The 25,744-nt window shown below is 48.9% G+C and carries 20 protein-coding genes and 2 pseudogenes; 1 reads left to right on the top strand and 21 read right to left on the bottom strand.

What is annotated here, in order from left to right; genetic code table 11:
* Position 1: 1 nt before the first annotated feature.
* From DWX59_RS07480 to DWX59_RS07515, 8 genes and pseudogenes are all read right to left on the bottom strand, one after another.
* Positions 2-6,223 carry an InlB B-repeat-containing protein gene (locus tag DWX59_RS07480; protein ID WP_117557668.1) on the bottom strand — a complete coding sequence of 2,074 codons (6,222 nt, stop codon included), beginning with the start codon at positions 6,221-6,223 and terminating at the stop codon, positions 2-4.
* Positions 6,224-6,244: 21 nt separating this feature from the next.
* The gene (locus tag DWX59_RS07485; RefSeq protein ID WP_117557670.1) at positions 6,245-7,885 is read right to left on the bottom strand and encodes a PspC-like choline-binding domain-containing protein; all 1,641 of its coding nucleotides are present in this window, start codon (positions 7,883-7,885) and stop codon (positions 6,245-6,247) included.
* A gap of 61 nt (positions 7,886-7,946) precedes the next feature.
* Positions 7,947-8,813 (bottom strand): 3D domain-containing protein, encoded by an 867-nt coding sequence (locus tag DWX59_RS07490; RefSeq protein WP_117557672.1) that lies wholly within the window; start codon positions 8,811-8,813, stop codon positions 7,947-7,949.
* An 18-nt stretch (positions 8,814-8,831) separates the two neighbouring features.
* Entirely contained in the window at positions 8,832-9,560 is a 729-nt protein-coding gene (locus DWX59_RS07495) for a transglutaminase domain-containing protein (RefSeq protein WP_117558010.1), read from the bottom strand.
* A gap of 296 nt (positions 9,561-9,856) precedes the next feature.
* Positions 9,857-10,785: pseudogene (locus DWX59_RS07500) on the bottom strand (tyrosine-type recombinase/integrase).
* A 213-nt stretch (positions 10,786-10,998) separates the two neighbouring features.
* Positions 10,999-11,523 carry a PTS transporter subunit EIIB gene (locus DWX59_RS07505; protein ID WP_207660409.1) on the bottom strand — a complete coding sequence of 175 codons (525 nt, stop codon included), beginning with the start codon at positions 11,521-11,523 and terminating at the stop codon, positions 10,999-11,001.
* Positions 11,524-11,579: 56 nt separating this feature from the next.
* Positions 11,580-11,888 (bottom strand): PTS transporter subunit EIIC, encoded by a 309-nt coding sequence (locus tag DWX59_RS29875; RefSeq protein WP_147325782.1) that lies wholly within the window; start codon positions 11,886-11,888, stop codon positions 11,580-11,582.
* Positions 11,889-11,896: 8 nt separating this feature from the next.
* On the bottom strand, positions 11,897-12,208 hold the full coding sequence (locus DWX59_RS07515; protein WP_166460188.1) for a PTS transporter subunit EIIC: 312 nt from the start codon (positions 12,206-12,208) through the stop codon (positions 11,897-11,899).
* A gap of 105 nt (positions 12,209-12,313) precedes the next feature.
* Between DWX59_RS07515 and DWX59_RS29880 the strand changes: the two are divergent.
* Positions 12,314-12,391: pseudogene (locus DWX59_RS29880) on the top strand (MurR/RpiR family transcriptional regulator); the annotation flags it as partial.
* A gap of 128 nt (positions 12,392-12,519) precedes the next feature.
* Here DWX59_RS29880 and DWX59_RS07525 read toward each other — a convergent pair.
* The 13 genes from DWX59_RS07525 to DWX59_RS07585 form a co-directional block, all read right to left on the bottom strand.
* Entirely contained in the window at positions 12,520-13,518 is a 999-nt protein-coding gene (locus tag DWX59_RS07525) for a LacI family DNA-binding transcriptional regulator (protein WP_166460189.1), read from the bottom strand.
* Positions 13,519-13,676: 158 nt separating this feature from the next.
* Complete coding sequence (locus DWX59_RS07530; protein WP_117557703.1) at positions 13,677-15,218, bottom strand: acyl CoA:acetate/3-ketoacid CoA transferase; 1,542 nt, start codon at positions 15,216-15,218, stop codon at positions 13,677-13,679.
* 15 nt (positions 15,219-15,233) lie between these two features.
* Positions 15,234-16,538 carry a TRAP transporter large permease gene (locus DWX59_RS07535; protein ID WP_117557705.1) on the bottom strand — a complete coding sequence of 435 codons (1,305 nt, stop codon included), beginning with the start codon at positions 16,536-16,538 and terminating at the stop codon, positions 15,234-15,236.
* A 13-nt stretch (positions 16,539-16,551) separates the two neighbouring features.
* On the bottom strand, positions 16,552-17,028 hold the full coding sequence (locus DWX59_RS07540) for a TRAP transporter small permease (protein ID WP_235844952.1): 477 nt from the start codon (positions 17,026-17,028) through the stop codon (positions 16,552-16,554).
* Positions 17,021-18,055, bottom strand: coding sequence for a TRAP transporter substrate-binding protein (locus DWX59_RS07545; RefSeq protein ID WP_117557709.1), 1,035 nt, complete (start codon positions 18,053-18,055; stop codon positions 17,021-17,023). The genes DWX59_RS07540 and DWX59_RS07545 overlap by 8 nt, the downstream gene beginning before the upstream one ends.
* Positions 18,056-18,096: 41 nt before the next feature.
* Complete coding sequence (locus tag DWX59_RS07550) at positions 18,097-18,864, bottom strand: 3-ketoacyl-ACP reductase (RefSeq protein ID WP_117557711.1); 768 nt, start codon at positions 18,862-18,864, stop codon at positions 18,097-18,099.
* Between the two features lie 44 nt (positions 18,865-18,908).
* Positions 18,909-19,289 carry a cupin domain-containing protein gene (locus DWX59_RS07555; RefSeq protein WP_117557713.1) on the bottom strand — a complete coding sequence of 127 codons (381 nt, stop codon included), beginning with the start codon at positions 19,287-19,289 and terminating at the stop codon, positions 18,909-18,911.
* A gap of 5 nt (positions 19,290-19,294) precedes the next feature.
* Positions 19,295-20,077, bottom strand: a complete 783-nt coding sequence (locus DWX59_RS07560) for an enoyl-CoA hydratase/isomerase family protein (RefSeq protein WP_008717321.1) — start codon at positions 20,075-20,077, stop codon at positions 19,295-19,297.
* Positions 20,078-20,135: 58 nt separating this feature from the next.
* Positions 20,136-21,680, bottom strand: a complete 1,545-nt coding sequence (locus DWX59_RS07565; protein WP_117557715.1) for an acyl CoA:acetate/3-ketoacid CoA transferase — start codon at positions 21,678-21,680, stop codon at positions 20,136-20,138.
* A 53-nt stretch (positions 21,681-21,733) separates the two neighbouring features.
* A complete protein-coding gene (locus DWX59_RS07570; protein WP_117558012.1) occupies positions 21,734-23,743 on the bottom strand; it encodes an FAD-binding protein in 2,010 nt (669 codons plus the stop codon).
* Between the two features lie 417 nt (positions 23,744-24,160).
* Complete coding sequence (locus DWX59_RS07575) at positions 24,161-24,391, bottom strand: nucleoside/nucleotide kinase family protein (protein ID WP_207660410.1); 231 nt, start codon at positions 24,389-24,391, stop codon at positions 24,161-24,163.
* A gap of 294 nt (positions 24,392-24,685) precedes the next feature.
* Positions 24,686-25,249, bottom strand: coding sequence for a 6-carboxytetrahydropterin synthase (locus DWX59_RS07580; protein WP_117557717.1), 564 nt, complete (start codon positions 25,247-25,249; stop codon positions 24,686-24,688).
* Between the two features lie 108 nt (positions 25,250-25,357).
* Positions 25,358-25,735 carry a Fur family transcriptional regulator gene (locus DWX59_RS07585; protein ID WP_117557719.1) on the bottom strand — a complete coding sequence of 126 codons (378 nt, stop codon included), beginning with the start codon at positions 25,733-25,735 and terminating at the stop codon, positions 25,358-25,360.
* Positions 25,736-25,744: the final 9 nt, after the last annotated feature.

A 25,744-nucleotide genomic window follows, 5' to 3' on the forward strand; every position in this document is an offset into this window, starting at 1 on the left:
CCTACTGAATCCATACACCGTCGGCGTCTGTCCGGTATCCGTCCGGTGTTATTTCATTCTTATACATGGCGCCTAAGGGACGTCCTGCGCCGCCTCCATAGGTCCACCGCTGTCTGACGGGGTCATAGGCATATACGCCCGCCCCTACAGGGGAAAAGTAGTACCATTTCCCGTCTATCTTCCTCCAGCCCTGGGCCATCACGCCACTGGCCGGATCCAGGTAATACCAGTTGCCGTCTCCTGTATCCAGTCTCCAGCCTGTCATCATTTTCCCGTAAGGTAATTCAGTCTCCGTGTTGCAGTAATACCAGTTTCCTGCCATATCACGGATCCAGCCAGTCTGCATGATACCCTTGTCGTCAAAATAATACCAGCCGCTGTCTTCCTGTCCGGCTCCTTCAGGATAATAAAGCTTGGCCCACATGCCGCTCAGGCGTGTTCCTCCGTTGAGCACGAAACTCAACTGTCTCTCACCGGACGGCCCGGTGCTCTCCACCCAGTTGCCGTTGGTACCTATCTGATAGTTCAATGGCGCGGTTCCAGCAAATGGCGCCCTCTTACTTCCGCCTCCGCCGCCGCCTCCACCTTTGCTGCCGCCTTTGTTCCCGCTTTCCTGAAGGTCGTCGTAGTGGTCATACCGTCCATCCAGCAGTTCCTTGTACGGAGCCGTCCTATCCTTCAGCTCGCGCAGGGCTTCCTCCAGCTGGCCGATGGTTGCCTTGGGTTCTTCACGGTCCAGGACTTCCAGCGCCGCCTCAATGTACTCCTTCAGCTTCTTGCTCTCGCCCTGCTTCAGGAAATGGTCATCGCTTATGCCGATGGACTCCCGGATAGCCTCCTCCAGCTCCCTGCGGACATCGTCTAATTCTTTCTCATTGTTATCATAATATGCGTATACATAGGTCTTGCGGGTTATCTTGCGGTCCGGTTCAAACTCCCTGTAACGGTCCTGGCGGTAACTCCAGCCCAGATAGCTGTACTCCGCCCCTGCCGGGCTGATGAAATAGTCAAGCTGCGCTTCCAGTCCCCCATACTCTGACTCATAATAGGAATCTGCCGGGGACTCCTCCCTGCGCACCTTGAACCAGTAGCGGTAGATATCCGGGGCCGTGTTATTGAGGAAATACACCCGGTACGCGCGGTTATACACCATTATGTACCGCCGTCCTTCCGTGGCAGTGAAGGTGAACAGGCCGCCCGTTTCTTCCGGTTCATAATCCATAGGCACCAGGCTTACCACCATTTCCGTATCCGGGTCCCCGCTGATTTCATACAGCTGGTAGTCCATCATATCCACATCCTGCCTGCCTAACTGCACATACGTATTGAAGGATGCCTCCGATGCGCTTGCACGGTTAACCTTCCTGCCGTTCACATATCTTTCGATGGAAACGTCCAGACCCCAGGCCGCCTTGTAGGATGCTTCATGGTCCGTATCGTAGCTGCCTCCCATCTTGATGGCATTGGATTCCGATGCGCGTACGCTGTTCTTTCTATATACCACCTTATAGGTCACGTCCGCATGGTTTACGTCCAGCAGCTCCCGGTCCGCGTCCGTGGTAAGCTCATCCTCCAGAATCGGTATCTCTCCCGGATCCAGGGCCAGTTCCTCACGGCTGCCTCCCCGTACCTCGTCCACCACAGTGGCGTTGCTTGGGGTTGCCGCCCGTTCATATACTGCTGTCAGGACCAGGTTCGTATCCGGCATGGTGAAGCTGGCTTCCCTGGAATTAATCCTGTTTTCCATACCTTCAACCGAGCCGATGATGAACTTCCAGTGGGAGAAGGGACGGTTTTCATCGTTAACTGCTTCCGCCTTGATTTTCACTAAATCGCCTTTGTGGGCCTCTTCATAACGTTCTTCCCCTACGGCTTCATCCCCCACGCTTACCACCTCGCCGTTCAGTGTTTCGATGATGTAGGCCGGAAGTTCCAGGTCGCCGCCCGGATCCGTAGTGATGACGCTGCCATCTTCCAGGCAGCTTTCCGCAGTGACTGCGCTTAGGCCTTTTGGACGGGCCACCACCGTATACTCCTTGTTATAGTCAAGACCGCCAAAGCTTACGCTTCCCGGGTTGCCTGACACCCCCTGCCATCCGCCTGCGCCGGTCTGGGGCGTGGTTACCACATGGCCGCTGCTGTCCAGTACCGCATAATCCGATGCCGGGTCCGCCGGCCGGATAATCAGCCTCGTCTTACCCTCGTCTTCTTCGTCATATAGGATCTTATAGTTGGTATCCACCACCGGTGTCAATACCTCCACACCGTTGCTGAGCGTACCTTCCACATCCCCAATCATGTTTCCGGTCTGTACCGTTGTCTGTCCGGTTGCCTCGTATACCAGATAACGCATGCCGGGATACAGGTTGTCAAATACGGTGCGGCTTGTAAGTATGTTGCCCTTGTTGACTGCCAGCACCTTACCATCAAGGTCCGTAAGGATATATTTATACCCCTGTGTGGTGCCGAATACCGTGATGCGTCCCTTGCCCTGGCTGTTAAGTCCTGCTGCCGGTTCCGGGTCCGTCACCTCCGTGCCGAAGATGGCCGGGTCCGGATAGAACTGGATAGTATAGGTCTGGCCGTTTACCAGGTCCATATCACCGTCCACCGGTTCGCCCTGTACATACCAGTCATCCACCAGATAGTTTACCTCCGGTGTATAGGAAGGAAGGCTTGCCGTAATGTCCCCCCATTTCTTATCAAAGGTGGTGCGCAGGGTCAGGGGCTGCCCTGCATCAATGGAACCATGGCTGCCTGCTGCAAAACTGATATTGATCCAGGCATCCGGATTCTCTTCAAAATAGGCGGTTATGGTTGCCGAAGCCGCGAACCGGTAATCCTGGGGCAGGATTGTTTCCCCGTTGTCCAGGATCCCGTTTCCATCCGTGTCAATAAACCAGCCTCCGAAGCGGTAATAATTGTTCACCGGCCGGGTTTCCGGCATAAGCCGCCGTTCCTTTATGGCAGCCAAGGTATAGGACTGCTCCTGCCCCGCAGACGAACCGTCGTCCAACAGTACGCTGGCCTTAAATCTTCCGCCTGACAATGCCTGCACATCCTGGGATATGCTGCTTCCTCCCTGCAGGGTTCCGTTTGCGCCGGGCTTATATGTGATATCTCCCCACAGCGCCGGGATCCTGTCATGTTTATACGTAATTGTGACTTCATCATTGGGCATGATTCCGGACCAGTCATTGCCGCCAAACTGTATCTGTGAATCCGCCGGCCTGACCGTGTGTGATTCCAGGCTGTATCCATACTGCTCCCGGTATACGCCTTGCACATCGCTGTCCGCTGCATAAGGTCCTGAATTCTCAGGAGGTATGATGTCCTTTAAGCGGCTGTCCGCGGTCCCGTTGTCTTCATATTTGACAGCTATCCCATATCCCTGGATGGATGATTCATACAGGTAGACAAGGCGCACCGGCTGGTTGGGCATGATGCCGCTGAACATTAAGCTTTCATCAAAATCCCCTCGCACGCCGTTTACCAGGCCGTCCGCCAGTTCGCCTGCCTCATCTCCCAGGTCGAACCGGTAACCGATGCACTGATAGCCGTAAACCTGTGCGGGCTGGGCAGTGATTTCATTTTCCGGATAGTACAGACCTGGCTGGGCAGCAGATACCGTGGTCCCGTTATTGGTTTCATGCAGGACCTCGAACAGGGACCTGGCATTGGGGTCATCATATCTCACTTTGTAGCTGTAGCGTATGGTTGCATCCTGCCCCGGCATCTTTCCGTTAAACGTGCCTGCACCGTCAAACTGGCCTATGGGCACTGATGTACCGCTGAAGTTATATTCCGACGGGGTTGTGCTGGAATCATCCCTGCTCCAGTCATATCCCCTGACCGTTTTTTTCTCCTCCAGAATCGGCGCTTCCACGCTATAGGCGCTGTCCAGGGTATTTGTATCAAACATGATGTCCCCTGAGACATTGGAATGCTCTACCGTATAATTAAACTTAACACTGGGGTCCGCCTCAAATATTGCATAGTAGGTTACAGGCGTCTCCGGGTAAACAGCCGGCAGCCTGTCGATAAACTGGGGATTGTCCCAGTCATTTACCGAACTCCAGCCTTTAAATATGTAACCATACCGTGTAGTTGTCGGAAGCAGTGAATTGACCGGATTCCCGGCAGTACCGACCAAGGTCTCTGGTTCCGGTGTCCCTCCGTTGCTGTTGAATATGATTTGTGACCCCACCTTTTGGTATTCATAATTCACTGCCACATCCTGGTTGGGCATGGTTCCCGTAATCCTGCCAAAGTCTGCCGACCCCGGCGTCAGGTCTGCCGTCAGGGACGGCGGTGTCCCCTGTTCAATGACCACGTTGGACAGCTCGTATCCCGTGATTGCCGGCCCAGGCGCAATATCCACCGGTTCTCCCGAGCCCTTGGAAACCGGGGGAATCGGGGTAACGCCGGGAATGGAACCGCCTGTCTGTGCATCTTTCACAACAAAGCTGATTTGAAGCCCGTTCCGTTTGATTACTGCATTTTTATCATTTCCCGTTCCTGCACCAGGCAGGTTCCTTGTTCCCACTGACACATACACACCGGTGCCGTCAGCTTTTGCCTGGTCTGCGAAAAAATTATCCGCAAAGGGGCTTGGAGCCGTATCCACGCCGCTCCCTGACAAGGGCACCGCTATTTTTATCTCCTGTCCGGTTTCCGTGGAGATTCCTCCCGGAGAGGCAGCCGGCTGCCGGGCCGTGGTGACCCCAATCCTTGAAGCGTTCAGGTCGCCTGTCACTGTAATGGTCCGTCCTGTTTCCAGATATATATTGGCCTTGGCGCCTGAGGAGGTTGTGTTGTCCTCTATCATAACATCATTGAGCACATCAAACCTTCCCGTGCTGTTAAAGTAAACAGCGCCCTTTCCTTCTGACAGGTTTCCGGATACCTTGCCGTAGTTCATGGAGAGGGCCGCGCTTCCCGTTACATTGAGGGCGCTGCCCTGGCTTGCGCTGTCCCCATGACAGTTCCTAAGTTCCGCCCCGCTGTTTATCTCTATCCGGCCAGAACCTGCTGATACAAGTGGATTGCTGCTTACATTGCCGTTGCCGTCCAAAACAAGGTCCGTCAGTTTCAGGGTTGCCCCTGTCACGTCAAAAATCGGCCCGGTATAGGAACCGGCGCGTCTCAATGTCTTGATATAATCCGCATCCTCGTTGGTAGGGTTGCCGTTCCTGTCATAATCCGTACTGGCTATGGTGATATCCTTACTGGAACCGGAGACCGTAATGGGGGCCGTAATATCCGGATAATCCATGATATAGATGTATCCTTTCTTATTCCCTATCTGCCCCATGGCATATTCGATTGTTTTAAAGGGACTGCTGTAGGTGCCGTCGGCAGCAGTTGAATCCACCCCGGATTCTGATACGTAGTAAGACGTGTCCCTGATTGCAAATGCAACCCGTTTATGTACCATCTCATATGGATGAAGCTGGAAATGCCAGGAATAGGCCATACCGGAGTCAGTCCCGCTCAGGGAATCCCCGCCGCCTTCATTAAATACATTGCCTCCCCAGCTGCTATAGTGTCCAATCCACCTTGTAGTTGGGGGTGTAACACCAAGACTGCTGTCATTAGTGATACAGTCAAAGGTGGTTTTCACATACTGATTCACCATATGGAAACCCCGGTTATTTTTATAAACCGTAGCATAATCATCTTCCCTGCTGCCGCCAATCATGACGTCCGTGCCTGTTCCCAGTTTTACGGACCTGCCCGTGGTTCCGCCCTGACCAGTCTTGTCGTAGACATAATAATCTACAAACACATATTTATTGTCCGGGCTTGACGAAAGGGCAATCTTTAATTCAATTCCCATATTGGTCAAATCTTCCACCGAGCCATTGGCATTTCCATTGGCCTTATATTTTGTTCCGTTATCTACCTGGATATAGGTGGCGTACCCCTGCCAGCTATAAGAAGTCTTAATACCGCTTGTGCTATACCCTGTCTGTCCTGCCTGCAGACCGCACAGGTCGAAACGGTATGAGTTACCGGAGGGATTTTCCCCGGTTCCGCCTCTTGGTCCAATCCATGCATAAGCCGTTCCCTCGCTGGCTCCATTTCCCAGATTCTCATTGGGAAGCTCCGTGGAGGCATATGCAACCATTGCCAGATGTGACGACCCAAGTCCCACAATCAGGCAGATTGTTAAAATCAAGGAAACAAAACGTTTCCATATCTGATATAATTCTTTATTCATTACTCACATTGTCTCCTCACATTAAAAATTCAGCCGTTCTTCCCCCGGCAATCCGTCAAGCAGTGGTTCCATATTACTCCCTGCAATCAGACCGCCCGCATATTTATCTTCCTTATTATCAGAATCATAATGATAGAATCCGGTTCCTTCTTCCCCCTTATGCCATCTTGGCTTAAACTCGTCATCTACCCTGGCCGCAAACCGGCTGTTTATGATTATAAGCCATCCCCCGTCTTTATCCCTAACAACCTTTTTATTTCCAGTGATGATCTTTCCATTGGTATTGACCACCCTGTAAGAATTTTCATTCTCCCTGACCACGCCGTAACCATATTCCTCATCTGCTTCCAGCCTAAGTCCGTTTATATAGTAGGAATCCTTTACCCTCTTGAGGCGGTTGCGGTTTCCGTAGGCAACACCATCGCTTTTAAACCCAAAGGTGTACACCCCGTCCTCCAGCTCGACCTTCAGCTCATTTCCGGTCTGCATGGAGCCGTCATTCAGCTCGTCCGGGGAAAAGAAATAAAGGTCCGCCTTCTCAATACCATATATATTCCCCTCTATGAAATCCTCCGATGACCATGCGTCCATGTCATACTGGGCCACAAATGTACTGCGGGTGTCAAAGAGAACAAACCCTGTCTGCATCCTGCCAAGCCCGTCAAACGCATAATAACGGTCATTTACTTTCTTTATCTTATTCTGATATATCTTTCCATTCTGGTCCGTGCGCCACCAGCTGTACTCCCCGTCATCAGAGTCATCCTGTATCAGATTGTCCGACGGATACATCCAGAACCAGGAGTTTCTCAAAAGGCTTCCGCCGTCATATCCCGCAAAGAACTTAGCCGGCACATCGCTGGTGGGGTTGCTCTTATCCGCATTGCTGACGCTCGCCACCTTGGTCCACCAGGGAAGCATGATTCCATACTCGTCAAAGCCGTATGTGCTGCCGTCAATATTCTTTTGCACCAGACGGCCGCCATTGCTTTTCACCTTCTTGGAGCGGTTGTTAAAATACAGCCACACCTGGTCATATTCGTCATAATCCCTGCCGCTGATGTCACTGGACAGGTCCTCAAGTCCCCTTATCTCCAGCTGCGAATAATCCAGCCAGCTCTCAGTCTTTAAGGCGCCGTCCGCATCCGCATAGTACACGCCTTCCTCCAGTGGATTGTCATCCTCGTCCAGCTGATTCCCATCCTCGTCAAACCATCCGGTCAGCATGCGGCCGCTTTCATCAAATATGTAACTCCTGCCATCCACGGTCCTTTTAAAAGAAGATGCGGTGCCGCGGTACGCCTTACCGTTGGCGCCAAAATAATACCACCCGGCCTCATGTCCATCCTCATCCGCCTCATCCGCCAGGACCCATGTGTTTTCAGCCCGCGCCCCATCCTCAAACACATAATACAGGCTGTTTCCCTGTTCAATGAAACAATCCCTCATCATGATTCCCTGGCCGCCCAGATAGAACCAGGAATCCCTGGACTGCTTCCATGTATTTTGCAGCGGCTCATCATTCTCATCTAAATATCTCCACTCCTCACCTTGGCTCATCCATCCCTCGACCGCATAGGCGGTCACTGTCTGCAATTTAGTCATTGCAAAAGCCGTAACGGCCAGGGCGCCGGCAATAAGCATGATTCTCCTTTTCTTCATCCTGCTATCCTTCCAATCTTTATTTTAAATATTTATATTGAACCCTTTATCAGGGATAGTTTTACTCCTCTAAATACACGTATTTATTTTTCCTGCCGTAAAGGACCGCCTCTTCGTGGGTATCAAAATAGATGTCCAGCTGGTTTCCCTTTACCGCCTTCCCGGTATCCTCCACCGTGTAAACCACGCCATCAATTACAATCCGGGTGCCAAGCAAAATCACGGACGGGTCCGCGGCAACGGTATGGGCTGCCTTGGGTACGGTTTCCGTCTTGGTAAGAATTTCCTTCTTTTCCCCGCAGCACAGTGAACAGCTGCAATAGCCCGTGACCTGGAACTCCCCCAGATAATCCATTCCTTCTGAAGGCCCATCGGAATGTCTGTATACAGGACAGGTTTTCCGCCCGAACTGCTTTGCTTCCTCATAACTGGCAAAATAAATCCGCAGCTTCTCCCTGGCCCCCTCCTCCACCTTATCCTCAATCACATAGGAATTTCCATCAATCAGGACCGTATCCCCTATTTTGAAAACAGACAGTACGCCAGCCGCCGTACGCCCGTTAACAGGAACCGCACCGGAATACGTCAAATCCTTCCCATCCGAACTATAGGCAGTCACCTCAAGCTCCCCCAGATACGTAAACTCCGGTTGGGATACGGCCTGGACCACTGCCCGGGACGGTGCCTGAGGCGGGTTTAAATCCATCGCCTCCACCGGATACGGATTGTTAATGGTTCCCGCTCCCCCCGGATTCGTCCAGGCCTGTCCTGCACCTACCGTATAGAGCTGGGCCAATGTAAATCCGGCCGCCAGGACAGCGGGACCGCAGCCCAGGAGGAATGGCCTGAGATATTTCCTCATCATATTATGCCTTTGACAGGATTTCCTGAATTCCGTCACCCTGTATTCATGAATGTTATCTGTCATCCCCACGCCCCCTGAGCATCACAAATTATTATGCATGGAATCCGAATCCATATCTTTCTGCGTTAAAAACTTCCATGTGCTGCCTCCTAAACTTTTATCCCAGGTAATATCGCAGTATCTCCACTCTCCGTCAATCCAGGTCCTGTTCCATGCATGGTTTCCGGCATATACAGGTTCACATATCAGGCCCGCGTTCCTGCACAGCATCAGATAGGCGGATACATATCCCCAACACACAGCGCTGCCGTTCATGACCGCATCATAGATGGTCCTGTTTTCCAGTGTCTGGTCATAGGAGACATTATCGTAGACCCAATTATAAAAATATTCAGCTTTTTCCCTGTCCCCCAATGTCCTGCAGGCCTTAACCACACCGGAGAGCCTGTCCTGTACCTGTCTGTGTTCTGATACTGCCTTTTCCGGGTTCCCACATGAAACATAGATGGCATACTTCCCATTTTCATCAAATGAATACAGCGTCACTTCTTCTTTTCCCAGATATAGGTACCGGTAATAATATCTGCCAAAGGAAAATGCCTCCTCCTCAGAATCAAAAACAATACCGGTTTTTATAAAACCGCCAATCTTCCCCCCTTCTTTAAGTGCATCCATCACAGCTTCCCCAAGGTTTTCAAATCCCGTATTCCGGCTGGTCATCTGACTGGCTGACCGGCCGGAGACTGCCTGGCCAGCAGATGATTCCGGCTGCTGCATTGCGAATGAATGTTCCTCAAAATGAATGTTCATGATAAACAAAAAAGCAAAAAAAAGGCAGATGGAACTGAACTTCTTAATTTTCTATCCCTCCCATCCTGTATTTACAACTGAATATTTCTTTTGTTGTAATTGAAAAACAGGGAGGGGGCTGATAAAACGGAGGAATTACTGACTATGGAAAAATTTAAGAGAATTGATTCTGAAGTTTAAGAAAAAGGCAAATAATAAATAATATGCAAAAATATCCAAGTTGGTTTAATTTGTGACCAAGCTTGATTGTTATACCCTTTTTTATCGAATTATTTTTAAAAATATGTAGAATTTTGTCAATAAATGTAGTATACTTTTTCTAAATCTTTCAGGAGTATCCTAAAGTACAACAAAAGAAATATTCCGTTGTATCCTGCAATAGCAGCTTCATTTTTTCAAGCTGCAATCTGTGCTGGCTCCCACTTTCCTTTGTATAAATCCTGGTCGTATTAATATCCCTGTGTCCCAGGATATCCGCTAATTTTGACAGGTTTTTTTCTATTTCATAATATGTCCTTGCAAAAAGGTGCCTTAGGTTGTGGGGAAATATCTTTTCATTCCTGACTCCGGCCTCTATTCCCAGGGCTTTCATTTCCCTCCATATATTACTCCGGTCCAATGCCTTTCCGCTTTTTGTGACAAATATCATTCCTGTGCTTATATTCTTTTTTGATGCATAAGACTGCAGAATTGTACAAAGCTGTCTGGTTAACAGCACGGTCCTTATCCTGCCCTTACACTCAATCTCCGCCTGTCCCTTATGGATGGCTGCCACTGTGATGAACGACAGTTCAGATACGCGTATCCCGGTTACGCAGATGGTTTCCAGCACAAGGGCCAGCCGTTCGTTACCATTGGCAAAAGCCGTTTTTACCAGACGCTCATATTCGTTCTTTGTCAGTTCCTTCTGCTCAGGATAAAAGGAACTTTTGCTGATTTTTAAAAACTTACTTTCACAGCCATCCCATCCACAATATTTGAAAAATCCGTTAAGTGCGGCTATGACGCAGTTGATGGTGACCGGGGTCAAACGTTCCCGCAGGTCTGCTTTCCATAACAGTACCGCCTCCTTGGTAACCGGCCCATCTCCTATGAACGCTTTAAACTGCTTTAAATAATGTCTGTATTTCTTTACTGTCTCCCTGCTCCTTTCACAACTTTCCAGCCATTGTCCATACTCCTCTATCTTCTGGTAAGTCATGATTCTTTCATTTTTTCTTTTCATTCCAGCCTCCTGTAAATGTGTACTTGGGTTTAGTCTGCTCAGACGGCAAAAAAACATCCAATATCCCCTTGAGGATGTTGGATTGTTCTGTTTATTATTAGACATTTAAATCATATCATAGCGTTTTTTGAAGCTATGACATATAGTCTAATGAATAACTATATACGTTTTTTATTTCTTTGCATACTAATATTTTCTTACATTTTACATGAATTATACATAAATTTTACTTATGTACTTCCAGGCCACTCTGTTTTCTTCTTTTAACTCCCGTTCCACAGCCTTACGTATCTCGCCCACCTTCAACCCATATATTATCTGTATGGTATTTTTGCCTGGCCGCACAATAGCGGAACATTCTGTGGATTTCAATAACGCATCATTGGCTTTGGCGCCATCCAGCAGTTCTACCCGCAGTCTGGACATACAGGAATCCAAATCCATGACATTCTCCTTTCCACCCAGCCCCTCTATAATTGCCAATGCTTTCGATTGCAGCGATTTCTCAGGTGCATCAAGCCTGACATCCCCTACTTCTGCTGCAAAGGCCAGGGCTTCTTCATTATCTTCTCCCCGTCCCGGTGTTTTTATATTAAACTTAATAATCCACCATTTGAACAGGAAATAACAGATAAGGCCTTCTATGGCTCCTACAATCAGAATCCACCACCATTGGGACCCCGGGCGCATGGGACCATAGAGGATAAAACCAATGACACTGGATGTAATGCCTCCCACTTCACCCCCAAACGCATATAAAAGCATATAACTGAGACCGTTTAAAAGTGAATAAATCACATAGAGTGGAAATGCTGCAAATATAAATAAGAATTCATGGGAATCAACAGCTTCTCCACTGTCCCATAAACAAAAGGACCAAACATCCCTAAATTACTGATTCCTCCGGCCAGCGCATTGATTCCTTTCGAAAACCATACCCACACAAACGGGAATACCTGACCGACCGCTACAAACACCAGCGTACTGGCAAACGGGATAAACCTGGATCCCTGGAAAAATGATAATACCGTTGGGAATTTTACATGTCTTAACCTGGAATGAAGAACCGCCACTACAATTCCCACCAGCATACCGCCAAACATTCCCACATTTACAGTTTCAATCCCGAATACGGTAGTTCATACTCCCTGTCCCCGTCGCAAAGAGCGGAAGCCAGCGTAACTGCATAGATGACCGGAAGATTGGACATGACAATGCTGCCAGATTTATTGACCAGTCCCGCAATATATTTTATCCAAAAATTTCCAAATACCGGAATCTGTTCAATAATTAATTCATTTGTAAAAAATGATGATAACCCCATGACCAAAGAAGCCGCTGCAATCAATGACGCTGGAATTAAAAACGCTTTTGCTATTTTCTGAAACGATTTCATGACACTTTTATTTCTTTCCCCTTTCATGACATCCTGCCTCTCCATTTTTATTCATCAGCCGCACTCCGGATTACTTCTGATGCTGTAAATGCATCATAGGAACCTCTTTGAACTTAGAAGCCCTTATCAACCATTTCCACTGCTTCCATTGTCCGCACCATGAAAAAAATGGGTTTTTCAGGATATAGCGAGTTTAAGTTCCTGCTAAAAGGACAGGATTCAGATAATACAGCACCCACACTCTATCGGGAATATGTGCGTTTTTGGCTGGAGAACAAAGAAACCACAGGGAGAAAAAAGATGGAATGCGTGTTTTTACAAACCAGCATTCCATCTTTTTATCTGACAGCACAGACCGACTTCCTTTCTATCAGTTCCCCCTTCATGAGAATGCGGCTGGCGGCCGCCCCATCTTCTATCTGGTGTATCAAACACCGCACACTCTCTTCCGCCAGGCGGTCAATTGGGGCATTATAAGTAGTCAGCGGGGGAATCATATACTCCGTCATGAATATATTATCAAACCCTGCCACGGAAACATCTCCCGGTATAGTAAATCCATTCTCACTTATCCCGCTATAGATACCAATGGCCAATATATCCAAACTTGCAAAAAAAGCAGTAGGCCTGTCCTCCCTTAACATCACTTCCTGCGCGCACCTGTAAGCCTCCTCTATGGTATTGACATCATAGATAAAATATTTTTTATAGTTTTCTACCCCATATTCCTCCATGGCTCTTTTACACCCATTATACCGCTCCCTGAATCTTTGCCTGCTGAAATCCCCAAACATTCCCGCAATCTTTCTGTGCCCCATATCCAAAAGATATTTAACCATGAGGTATCCACCGTATTCATTGTCTACGGAGATACAGCTGATATCCTCTGTAAAATCCCTGTTTATAAGCACGATAGGCACCTTTTTTTCCTTTTGGAAACACAGCAGATGACGGATGTCATCCTCAACGCTCATGCATAGGATCCCATCGATTCCCCGGCTCCCCAGCATTTCCAGATTCCGTTTTTCACATTCAATACTCTCATTATTATTACAAAGAATGATTGAATACCCATTCTGCGTGGCGTACTTTTCAACGCTTTTCATAATCATGGGATAATACAGACTGTTAATATCAGGAACCAGCAATGCAATGGTATACGTCCTGCCTTCCCGGAGCGCTTTTGCCATGATGCTGGGTCTGTAATTTAATTCCTCTACTGCTTTTAATACCTTTTGGCGTGTTTCTTCCTCTACGAATATCCTGTTGGACAGGGTTCTGGACACCGTGCTCGGTGACACTCCGGCTAACTTTGCAACCTCTTTGATTGTGCTCATGATCTTCCCCCTCATATTCCGGTTATACATTACTATATACCAAAACCCTTCCCTAAATCAAGCTCACATGCTGCAAAATTCACTTTTAAGGAACAATACACGCCCTAAACAGAAATACACCGCCGGTTAACACGATTGTTTCCGGCGATGTATGCATCTTATAATCTTAATTTTTTCTGGCTGAATATCCTTTCCGGCATATGGCATATACCATCCGGAATGATGGGACTGAATTCCATGTTCCGCAGAATATCGTGCTCCAAATCCATACCAGGGGCAATTTCCTTCAATACGACCCCATTGCCCGTAAGCTGGAATACGGCGCGTTCTGTTACATACATTACATCCTGCCCTCTTTGCAGCGCATATTCAGCACTGAAACTTATCTGTGCAGCCTTAACCACAGCCTTTTTTATCCGCCCCTCTTTTTTAATCTGTATCCGGCCGTCCGCGATATCACATTCCAGCCCGCCGGCTGTCAGGGTCCCTACGAATATGACCTGCTTTGCGGACTGGGATATATTGATGAACCCTCCCACCCCGTTTACACGTTCACCGAAGCGGCTGACGTTTACATTACCCTCCTGGTCAAATTCAGCAAATGATAAAACAGCAATATCCAGTCCGCCTCCATCGTACCAGTCAAACTGTGCCGGTTCCTCAAGGATTACCTCAGGATTATAGACCAGGCCGAAATTGCTGCCGGAAGCCGGAATCCCTCCTGTGATTCCCTGTTCTACGGAAAGCTTCATGAGGCCATCAGCCCCTTCTTCCCTGATGATGGAAGCAACTCCCGCCGGCATGCCAAAGCCCAGGTTCACGACAGCATTTTCCCTGATTTCCAAGGCGGCCCGGCGGGCAATGACCTTGCGTTCATCTAAGGGCATGGGCTTTAGCTTATCCTCAAGAGGAATCCTGCACTCTCCCGATAATGCCGGATCATATCCGGTCAGAAGGGACTGGCGCTGGCCAGGGTCCTGCACGATGGCATCGATGAGGAAACCGGGAACCCGTATTAAGAGAGGGTTCAAAGTACCCTTCCTTACTATGCGCTTAACCTGTGCAATGACGATACCGCCTGAATTCTTAGCCGCCTGGGCAGCGGAAAGACTTTCCGGCAGGATTCCTTCCTGTTCAAAGGTCAGGTTTCCTTCTTCATCTGCCGTAGTGCCTCTGATAATCGTCACGTCAATGGGAAAAGAAGGATATAAAAGATACTCCTCCCCCTTGATATCCACCAGATCCGCTAACTGTTCATGGGAACATCCGTTCATGGATCCGCCCTCGACCCTGGGGTCCACAAAGGTTCCAAGTCCGGTTTTTGTAATCACGCCGGGACGCCCGCCTGCTATCTCCCTTGTCAATTGAGTCATTGTCCCCTGTGGAAGCACATACGCCTCGATTACTTCCCTTCTTGCCAGCTCCTGCATGTTCACGGACCAGGTCCAATGGCTTCCTATTACTTTCCTTACCATCCCCTCATGCGCAAAGCGGTCCACACCGCCGCCCTGTTTATCGCCAACTCCCGCACTGTGGCACAAGGTCATGCCATATGGATGTCCCGTATCCAAAAAACGCGATTCCAGCGCTTTCAGAAAATATGACGGTTCATTGATTCCTCCACCTCCCGCAGCCAGCCAGACACATGCATTGTCTTTTATAAGGGCTGCTGCCTGTGATGCGCTCATCCGTTTATCCATGGCTCTCCCCTTCCATTAATATCCGGCCAGACCGGGAAGCCACGTGCTCACTGCCGGAATAAAGGTTACCAGCATAAGCACCGCAAAAATAACTGCATAGTAAGACAGGAGAGGTTTTATAACACCTTCCAGTTTAACCTTTGCCACCTTAACACCAACAAACAGGATATTGCCGACAGGCGGGGTTATGGTTCCGATGCACAGATTATAGGTAATCATAATACCGAACTGCAGTGCGCTCATTCCAAAGGATTGGCAGATTGGCAGGAAAATAGGGGTAAAGATTAAAACTGCCGGCGTGATGTCCATGAACGTTCCCACAAACAGCAGGAAAATATTGATAATCAGTAAAATAACAACCGGACTTTTGCTGATTCCCAGCAATGCCGAGGAGATGGCCTCGGGGATTCCCGTGAATGTCATGACCCAGGCCATGATATTGGACGCCCCCACCAGGAAAATGATGATACCTGTCATCTTAGCGCTGTCTATGAGGATATGGACCAGTTCCTTCAGATCAATTGTCCTGTAAATGAAAAGGGAAAGGATGAGGCTATACGCCACTGCAATGGCGGAACCTTCCGTTGCAGTAAACACACCTGCGATAATGCCTCCGATTACAATGATGATCAGGAACAGGCTTGGCACAGCCTGCCATACAACAATCATCGCTTCCTTAAAGGTCAGCCTGACAGAGCTTTTGTAGCCATGCTTTTTGGCGTAAAAAAATGCGACTGCCATGCATGCAGCTCCCCACAGGATGCCGGGGATATAACCTCCCATGAACAATGCGGCCACTGATGTCCCGCCGCTCACAAGGGAATATGTAATCAGCACGTTGCTGGGCGGAATAAGAAGGCCCGTGGGCGCCGTGGCCACATTGACAGCCGCGGCAAAGTTATCATCATAGCCCTCTTCCTTTTCCACCGGGCCGATTATCGATCCCATGGCAGATGCCGCCGCCACACCGGAGCCTGAAATGGCTCCGAACAACATATTAGCCACTGCATTGGTATGGGCCAGGGAACCTGGGACACGTCCTGTAAGGACCTTTGCGAAGTTAATCAGCCGGATTGCGATACCGCCTTTATTCATGATATTTCCGGCTAAAATGAAAAACGGAATGGCCAACAATGTAAAAATGGATATACCAGAAAAGATACGCTGGGTGGCTGTCAGCACAGTGGCTCCAAAATTCAGTGTGGGGAGAATCGCCAGAATGGACGAAATACCCAGGGAAACCGCAATGGGGACGCCTGCAAGCAGCATGACAATTAAGACAATGGCTATGATCAGGCCTGAAAATAATGCTATACTCATATGAATTCCCTTTCTACTGTGCCTTAAGCTGCCTGCACAGGTTTGATATGTTGATGATACTGTAGATAGCTGTCAGTACCCCGCTGACAGGCATGATGCTGTACACATATCCCATAGGAATGCCTAGGGATGCCGTTACCTGGGTCATGGTAAGCCTGGTTATGGATATACCTCCATATATCAACACCAATATAGTAAATATGAGTATCACGCACTCCGTTGCCACAGCAAGTACAATCCCTTTTTTCTCCGTGAGCTTATCTGCAAAATATGCCAGGCGCATATGGTCCCGCTCCCCAAATACCAGGGTGGCGGCGAACATGGACATCCATGCAAAACTGTAGGTTAAAAGTTCTTCTGAAAATGAACTTGGATTGTTAAACACATAGCGTGTCACCACCTGGTACACTGCAATCACGGTCATAAAGCTGAACATGATGGCACACACTGCGCTCAGTATCTGGTCCATGGTTTTTTTCAACTTATTCATTCCGGCTCCTTTCTTCCCCATCCAAAGCTGCATTCTGGATGGACTGGATTGAATCATAAATGGGTACCAGCCTGGGATTATCTTTTAACACTTCCTCATGCAAAGGCAGTACTTTCTGCCTGAATGGTTCCATATCAGTCTCAATGAACACAACTCCCATTTCTTCCGCCTGTTTTTTTACATCCTCAATCTGTTCATCCCACGCCTGAACCTCTACCTCTGTACTGATCCTGGCCGCTTCATCAAAGATTTTCCTTTCTTCGGGTGGTAATCCCTCCAGGAACTTTAAGTTTGCCACCAGCAGGTCAGGCACGATCTGATGCTGGTTATATGTATAATATTTTGCAACTTCCCCGTGCTTCATGGTGGTAAGCGCCATCTCACTGTTTTCCGCGCCGTCAATCACTCCCTGCTGTATGGCAGTATAAACCTCCCCATAACTCATTGGCACGGCTGCCGCCCCCATTAAATCCATCATCCTGACATTTGTAGGGCTGGCCTGAACCCTGATTTTCATACCCTTTAAGTCATCCGGAGTATAAACCGGTTTTGTGGTATAAATATTCCTGACGCCCGCGGCATACCATGCCACCGCACGGAACCCGGACTCATCCGTGGATCCGTAGATACTGTTCATAAAACCGTCATCCTTCATCACAGCGTCAAATCCTTCCATGCCGCGGAACAGATAAGGAAGACTGAATATCTGATAGATATTATCAAATGTCTCCAGGTTACTTGTGCTGCTCACTACATAATCAATGGCTCCCGTCTGCACCAGCTCAATGGCCTTCTGGGAAGAGCCAAGAAGCTCATTGGGAAAAATCTGCACCTCGTATTTATCTCCCAGGTTTTTCTCTATATATTCCTTAAAAGCCAGTAAGCCGATGTTGTCAGGATGCGTCATGGGCTGTCCGTTGGATACCCTGATAATGCGTTTTCCATTTCCTATGGCTTTGCATCCGGCAAGGCTTGCCACCATTGCCATGCCCAGTATCCATATCGCCGCTGTTTTTACTACTCTCATATATCCCTCTCCTTTATACTGATTTGATCCAGATAAGTGAATCAGAGTTTCTTAATATGGAATCCGCCGTCAATATCAATATAGTTGCCTGTGCTGTAAATGAACTTTTCACTGCAGAATGCGCTGACCGCATCTGCGATATCCTGCGGCGTTCCCCATCTTGCGATAGGGAACACCCCCTGCTCAATGAGGCCGCTATACTTCTTATGGACCACTTTTGTCATATCCGTCTCAATCACGCCCGGACGGATTTCATATACCTGTATGCCGTCAGCTGCCAGGCGGTCGGCGTACAGGGTGGTCAGCATGGCCACGCCTGCCTTTGATACGCAGTATTCCCCCCTGTTCGTGGAGGACACGGTCACGGAACTGGAACTGATATTCACGATCACGCCGCGGCGTCTCCCCTTCACCTCCTGCTTCAGCATCTGTTTTGCCACCAGCTGGGTCATGAACATGGTCCCTTTCGTATTGGTGCCCACCACATAGTCAAAGCTTTCTTCCGTCATTTCCAGCAGATCCTGGCGCACTTTTGGCGCAACACCTGCATTATTCACCAGAACATCGATATCACCGTATTTTTCTACCGTTTTTTGCAGAAACACCTCCCTGTCTTCCTGTGACGTGGTGCTTCCCTGGACATATAGGAAGTCGATTCCAAGCCGATTCAGTTCTTCCAGGCTATCCTTATAGTCCTGGGGATTATTCACATCCAGGATGGCTATACGATAGCCGTCCAGTCCCAGCTGACGGACAATGCCGTATCCTATCCCTCTGCTTCCTCCAGTTACAATTGCTGTCTTCTTCATTGTACCTGCCTCCTTTTATTTTCTTCTTGTTCCACCATTACGCCTCATTTCAATTCACCGGCAGTCTCCTGGGCCCAATGTTCTGCAATCATCTTAGGCGCGTAGACAAACATCATATGCATGTCCTCCGTCCCGGTATTTACCAGTCCGTGGGATTTACCGCTTTCAATATAAATGGCATCTCCTTCCTGCACCGCTTCCGTCTCGCCATCAACAGTCATTTCGCCTTGTCCTTTTAATATGGTGTAAGTTTCTACCGTCACATGATCGTGAAGCGGGATAGCGCCGCCCGGATAAATTACCACATATCCCTGGCAAAAATAATCCCCGTTGATTGCTCCGTTTTCTCCAATAACTACCCTTGTCCTTCTTCCTGCCGGAAACTCAGTTCCTTCAATCTCCGTAAACACATTTACCTTTTTCATAACTTTTATCTCCCTTCATATTTTGGCGGACGTTTTTCAAGGAATGCTGTCAGCCCTTCAATTGCATCGTGCGTGGTATATACAAATCCAAGGGCCAGCGCATCCCTCTGGGCAATATCCGTGGGCTGCCTGTTTGCTGCATCGTATACCAGGCGTTTATCGATTTTCATGGTAATGGGCGCTTTCGACGCCAGCTCGACAGCCAGCTCCCCTGCTTTTTCCCTCATGACCGCCACATTTTCATAAACCTCCGCCACCAGGCCATAATCAAGCGCTTCCTGGGAAGTAATCATCTTGCCGCGCAGCAGCATATTCTTAGCCCTGCTTTCCCCAATCAGTCTCGGCAGGCGCAGGGTTCCTCCCCAGCCCGGAATCATACCGATATTGATTTCAGGCAGGCCGAACCTGGCATTAGCGGAACAGATCCGGATATCACAGCACATGGCGATTTCCAGGCCGCCTCCCAGGCAATATCCGTTGATTGCGGCCACAACCGGAATATCCATGGTTTCAATCTTGGAAAACAGCTTATGCCCAACCTCAATGGAATATCTGGATTCTTCCGGGGACATTTTCACCAGCTTTGCAATGTCGGCTCCCGCCACAAAGGATTTCTCGCCGCCACCCGTAATAACCAGGCAATGAATGTCCTTATCCGCGATTACCGAATCTACCAGGGTATCCATATACTCCACAATTGGAACACTGAGGGCATTCCTGGTCTGTGGTATGTCCACGGACAATATTGCATATCCTTCCTTTTTTTCCAAACTGATTCCTTCCATCATAGTACTTAACCTCCTGTTTATAATGTAATTGGCTGCATTGCTTTTTTCGTCTTATTAATCATCTGTCCAGTCCCATGGGGTCTGTCATGAAAATCCGTTTATCCATCAGCTGCGGTTCCCGGGGCATCAGGGGCACAAAATCCATCTGCCCCAGTATATCCTTTTCCAGATTCATTCCCGGAGCGATTTCTTTTAGCACAAGACCTTCTTCCGTCATCTCAAAAACAGCCCGCTCCGTTACATAAAGTACGCTCTGTCCGGTTTCCCTTGCGTAATCCCCGCTGAATGTAATGTGTTCCACATCCTTCAGGAATTTTTTATGTTTTCCTTCCTGAAGGATCTCAAGCTTCCCATCCTTTATTTCCGTTTTCAGACCGCCTGCCGTAAACGTTCCGCAAAATACACATTTTTTGGCTGTCTGGGATATGTCTATGAAGCCCCCGCAGCCTGCAATGGTGGGGCCAAACCTGCTCACATTCACATTTCCATGGCTGTCAGCCTGGGCCAGTCCAAGACAGGTCATATCAAGCCCGCCTCCGCTGTAAAAGTCGAACTGGGAAGGACCGTCAATCATTGACTCAGAGTTATAAGCCACGCCGAATATCGCCCCGCCTGCAGGCACGCCGCCGATGATTCCCTGCTCAATCGTCATCTTCACATACCCTTCAATCCCTTCTTCTGCCGCAACCCTTGCGACACCGTCCGGCATACCGAATCCAAGGTTAATCACGCTGCCCTTGCTGAGTTCCATGGCAGCCCTTCTGGCCACCACCTTACGCTGGTCTAAGGGCATGGGGACCATGCTTTCTACCAGCATCCTCACATCACCAGTCAGCGCAGGATCATATTCTCCCTCTATTGTCTGCATCTGTCCCGGATGGACCACCACCGCATCCACAAGGATTCCGGGAATCCGGACATTTTTGGGGTCCAGGGAACCTGCCTTAGCTGCATACTTCACCTGGCAGATTACAATGCCTCCGCAGTTATGTACGGCCTGGGCAATGGCCAGCGCCTCCAGATAAGCCGGTTCATAAGCCAGTGATATATTTCCTTCCTCATCACCGATACTTCCGCGGATCAGTGCAACCGTCACCGGGTAGGTTTTATAGCGCAGCCATTCCTGCCCATCCATGGAAACCAGCTCTACCAAATCCTCCTTTGTGACATCATTCAGTTTTCCTCCCGATACACGCGGATCCACAAATGTCTTAAGACCGGTCTGTGTGACCACCCCCACACGTTTTGCTGCAATCTCACGGTACTGAAGGGCTATGATTCCCTGGGGCAGGTTATATGCCTCAATCTTATTATCATTGGCCATTTGCTGCATTTTCGGCGACCATCCCCAATGTCCCCCCACTACCCGCTTAACCATCCCTTCATGGGCAAAGCGGCTGATACCGCCTCTGTCCTTATCACCAATTCCCGCAGAATGGGTAAGGGTAAGGTTCCCGGGACTGCCTTCATCTAAAAAGCGGTCCTCCAATGCCTCAAACAACGCATCCGGTTCCATGATTCCTCCCCCGTTGCCTGATACGGCTATGCTATCACCGTCTTTAATTAGTTTTACCGCCTCTTTGGCCGACATGAATTTGCTCATCTTCTCTTCCTCCTTTTATGAAATCGTTGTCATCGCAGTGACACCAAATCCCCTTATGGCTGCTTCTGCAGATAGCCAGCCTCAGCCTTATTACCTTTAAAATATTCTCCTTCCCTGTACCGTTTCCATACTGCCTCAAACCAGCAGTCATCTTCCGGAATGGGCCGCACATCCCTCCAGCTTATCCTGCTTGTGTCCTGGTAATACTCCAGCTCCTGTATCAGTTCAGACATCCCATGCTGTTCCAAAAGGGAACGGAAGCATTCCGGCAGCTTCTCCGAAGGTTTATCCCCATGCTCATCGTAAATCAGATAGGACCCCCTGCTCTTACCTCCGTGGGCGATGTAATCCTCCATGGCTTCCAGATATGCCTTCTGGCTCACAAGCAGATCCCTCAGCCTGTAGTAATGCTTTAAATCACCGGGACTATTGATACCGGAGGTTTCAATCCTCTGTCTCTGGATTCTGTTTTCCATCAGCGCTGTCCGTATTCCATCGTAAGACCTGATATGCGCCCCATATCGGGACATCCTCATGCCCAGCGCCTTGCGTTCCTCCCTAAGATCCAATACCGCATCCTGTTTTGCCAACGCCCTGGCCCCAAACTTAATTGCAGCCAGGATCTGCCCGCCGCATAATTCCCTTATTTCCTCACCAGACAAAGGCTTTTCCTGATAACAGTGTGCAATATACGCAGCCGCCCTCATACTGCCCACCTGGCCGGAATTGAGGGCGCTTCCGCCTGGCCGGTACACGCCATGGCTTCCATTGACTTCCCCCACCGGAAAGAAATGTTTCAGGTTACTCTCCCACCACCAATTGCCGGACAGACCTCCGTTATTGTGCTGCGCGCACACTGCAATCTCCAGTTTTTCCTCATGAAGATTGATTCCGTGGCTTCGGTACAGTTCGATTGCCGCAGGGTTCATATGCTCCAGCCGTTTAATTGGCGTATCCTGCAGACCCCCGGAGCTTTCCAGATACCCATATGCCTCCGGATGCAGAAGCGCAGTCTGAAACCGTCCATCCTTCTCGCTGCAGGACGGATTCCTTCGATAATCCAGAAACACCCGTCTCCCCTTTAATGTCATCTCCTGATAAACCAGGATATCAATGAGGGAGGAACCATGGTCCCTGGTTTTTCTCGGATCAAAAGGCCACTGGTACCCTTTCAGGAAGATGGCGTACAACATATGCTCCGGGCAGTCAAAGTACCCGTCCAGAAACTCCCGTTCCCCGCTTCCATCCTGCTCCGTAGAAACATACCTTGGGATGACCTGCTGGTATGTCCCGGACAGGTTCCATCTGAACTTGGTAGATGCAAGGCCGAATTGTGATTCCGTCAGGTTTTTCCCTTTTGCCCCTGCTCTCAGCGCGGTTCCCAGTCCGCCAGTCTGGCTGACCGGGTATACGGATGTTTCATACATCCCTGCTTCCCCGCCCGTGGCATAAACAATGTTCTCCGCGGAAAAGACGGCGTACATCTCCTCCAATCCCATCGCCCTGACATTTACGGCAAGAGCACCCCTTACCCGTTTCTCATTCCCTATCTTCTCTGTCAGGATTTCAATCACCTGGTATCCGTCATATACAGGGATGGAGTACCTCTCCGCTTCATGCCACAGCGCCTCAGTCATGAATCTTGATGTCAGAGGTCCCGCTGATGTCCCCCTCCTGAATGGATCGTGGTCTGTTTTATATCCTATGTACTCTCCCGCCCCATTATGGGGAAATGGCACCCCTATATCTACCAGATGGAAGAATCCCCTTACGGATAAAGCGGCTTCCACCAATGCCAGATCCCCATCCATGGCCTCCCCGCCAAATAGTGTCTGTGCCATCTGCCGCACGCTATCAGCCTCTCCTGAACAGGTGGTCATCTTATAATAGGTCTGCTTATCCGAACCGGTATTCCGGGATGTTCCCATCATTTTCCCCTCAGTTACGATTGCAATGTCCTGCTGCCCCTCTTTGTAAAGTGATACCGCCGCATTTAATCCAGCCGCCCCGCTGCCTATTACGATGGTCTGAATTCTGTAAAGCGGGTAATTATTTCCGTCTATACAGATAATGTCCTGTCTCATCCACTCATTCTCCTCTCACATGAAATCGTTTGTGCAATCGTTGTCTTTATGTGTCCAGAATATCACTTTTATGTAGTTACGTCAATATCTTTCTATTTGTTTCCATATTTTTATATAAAACTTACATTTTTTATATTGTATTTCATAGGATTTTATCCTTTTTCTATGCAATATGTTTATGAAATCGTTGTCTTGCCTTTCTCACGAAGCCGCAGTTAACTTGCCGTCTGTGCCATACAGCCCTTTTTACGAGATGCCTTCCATACAAACCAGCACGTCTCGGTAAGGCCCGCGATACTTTTCCGGGCATAAAAACACCCTCGTATAAGACTTTTATATTACATTGTCCTATACGAGGGCAACGTTCCCTGCCGTCATACATCTCCTTGCCCCGGCCTACAGCTTCAGAATCAGCTCCGCTGCCTGTTCCGGCGGAATATCAGATACATCAATCCTGACCGTGTCCAATGCTTCATACAGACGCACCCTCTCCAGACTCCTCAAAACCACATCCGCTTTACGGATTCCCATATCCACATCCCTCTGCAGCCGCTTTTGTAAGGCTTCCCCGGTGCATATAAGTGATACCGCATGGACCTTGCATTGGGAGGTATCCAATCGTGACAAGATATAATCTATTATATCCTGCTCATGCATTACCCAGCAAAATATGATATTCCCATAGGCAGTGCATCGGATACCGGTGGCGCATTATCCAATCCAAATCCGCCAATAAGTTCAGTTTACTATAATAAAAGTACCGCGTCCACAACAGGAATAAAAATCCAGATATAAGAATATTCAGATATAAGGATTCAGATATGGAACAAGGCAGCCGCACCATACAGTGCAGCTGCCCTTAGATTGATTCATAAAAAGGTTCATTTGAAAATCATGTCATGTACGATGGGCGGCATCCCCTTACTTCTTGTATCCGCACTTAGGGCAGACACCGTTTTCGTTTAATGCAATACCGCATAACGGACAGCGGTCAATGGTCCTGGAAGGCTGGTATTCCTGGGTTGCGGCGTTGACGCCGCTGCTAAAGGTGATTTTTGCAATATTCAGCTTATCCTTCAGCAGGTCGTATACGATTTTTATCATACCTTCCACTGTCATGGTTTCTTTTGTCACCACCAGGCGGCACTCAGGATAGGCGGTGGCAAGCTCTGTCTTGAACGCCGGGCCTTTCATCTTGTTGGTTAGGGCGCCGTCCCGGATTCCCTGCTCTTCATAGACCTTGAGGATGGCCGGAAGCAGCGGATCGTCCTCCCTTAAAATCAGTGCGTGGTCAAAATTCTTCAGGACCTCCCAGGCGGTTTTCTGGATTTCGTTACATGGGAAAACCATGTTAACACCGGGTTCAATGGAATCTTCCACTTCAATGGTCAGGATTCCCGTGTGGCCGTGCAGATACTGCGCTTCCCCTTTAAACCCAAAAAATCTGTGTGCATACTGAAGATCAAGTGTTGTAATACTTCTCATATTTTGTCTCCTTTTCATGCGATTTATAATTTACAGGCTTCTCGTCCCGGCCTGCATTCGCAGCAATTGTAGGTGGAGGGGGAAGCAGGCTTTATAACTTATGGATCATTATTTACATTCCGGGCAGATTCCCCTGAACATAATATCGCAGCCTGTAAATTCAAACCCATGGGTATCCCTGATTTTTTGGTATAAATCCTCGAAGACATCCATGTCCACATCAAAAACCCGTCCACATGTTTCACATAAAATATGGTAATGCTCCTGACAACGGTGGTCGAAACGGTCTGCTGCTCCCGGTATCTCTATCTTCCGTATCTTCCCAATCTGGGAAAGGCGGTTTAGGTTCCGGTATACGGTGGCCCTGCTGATATGAGGACATACCCTGACAACCTCATCGTATACCTCAACCGCGGTCGCGTGACACTTCAGCTTGTTTACCGCTTCTAATACCATTGAACATTGAATTGTGTTTCTGTTAATCATGGTTCGTTT

This window comes from Enterocloster aldenensis (assembly GCF_003434055.1).
Taxonomy (GTDB): Bacteria; Bacillota; Clostridia; order Lachnospirales; family Lachnospiraceae; genus Enterocloster; species Enterocloster aldenensis.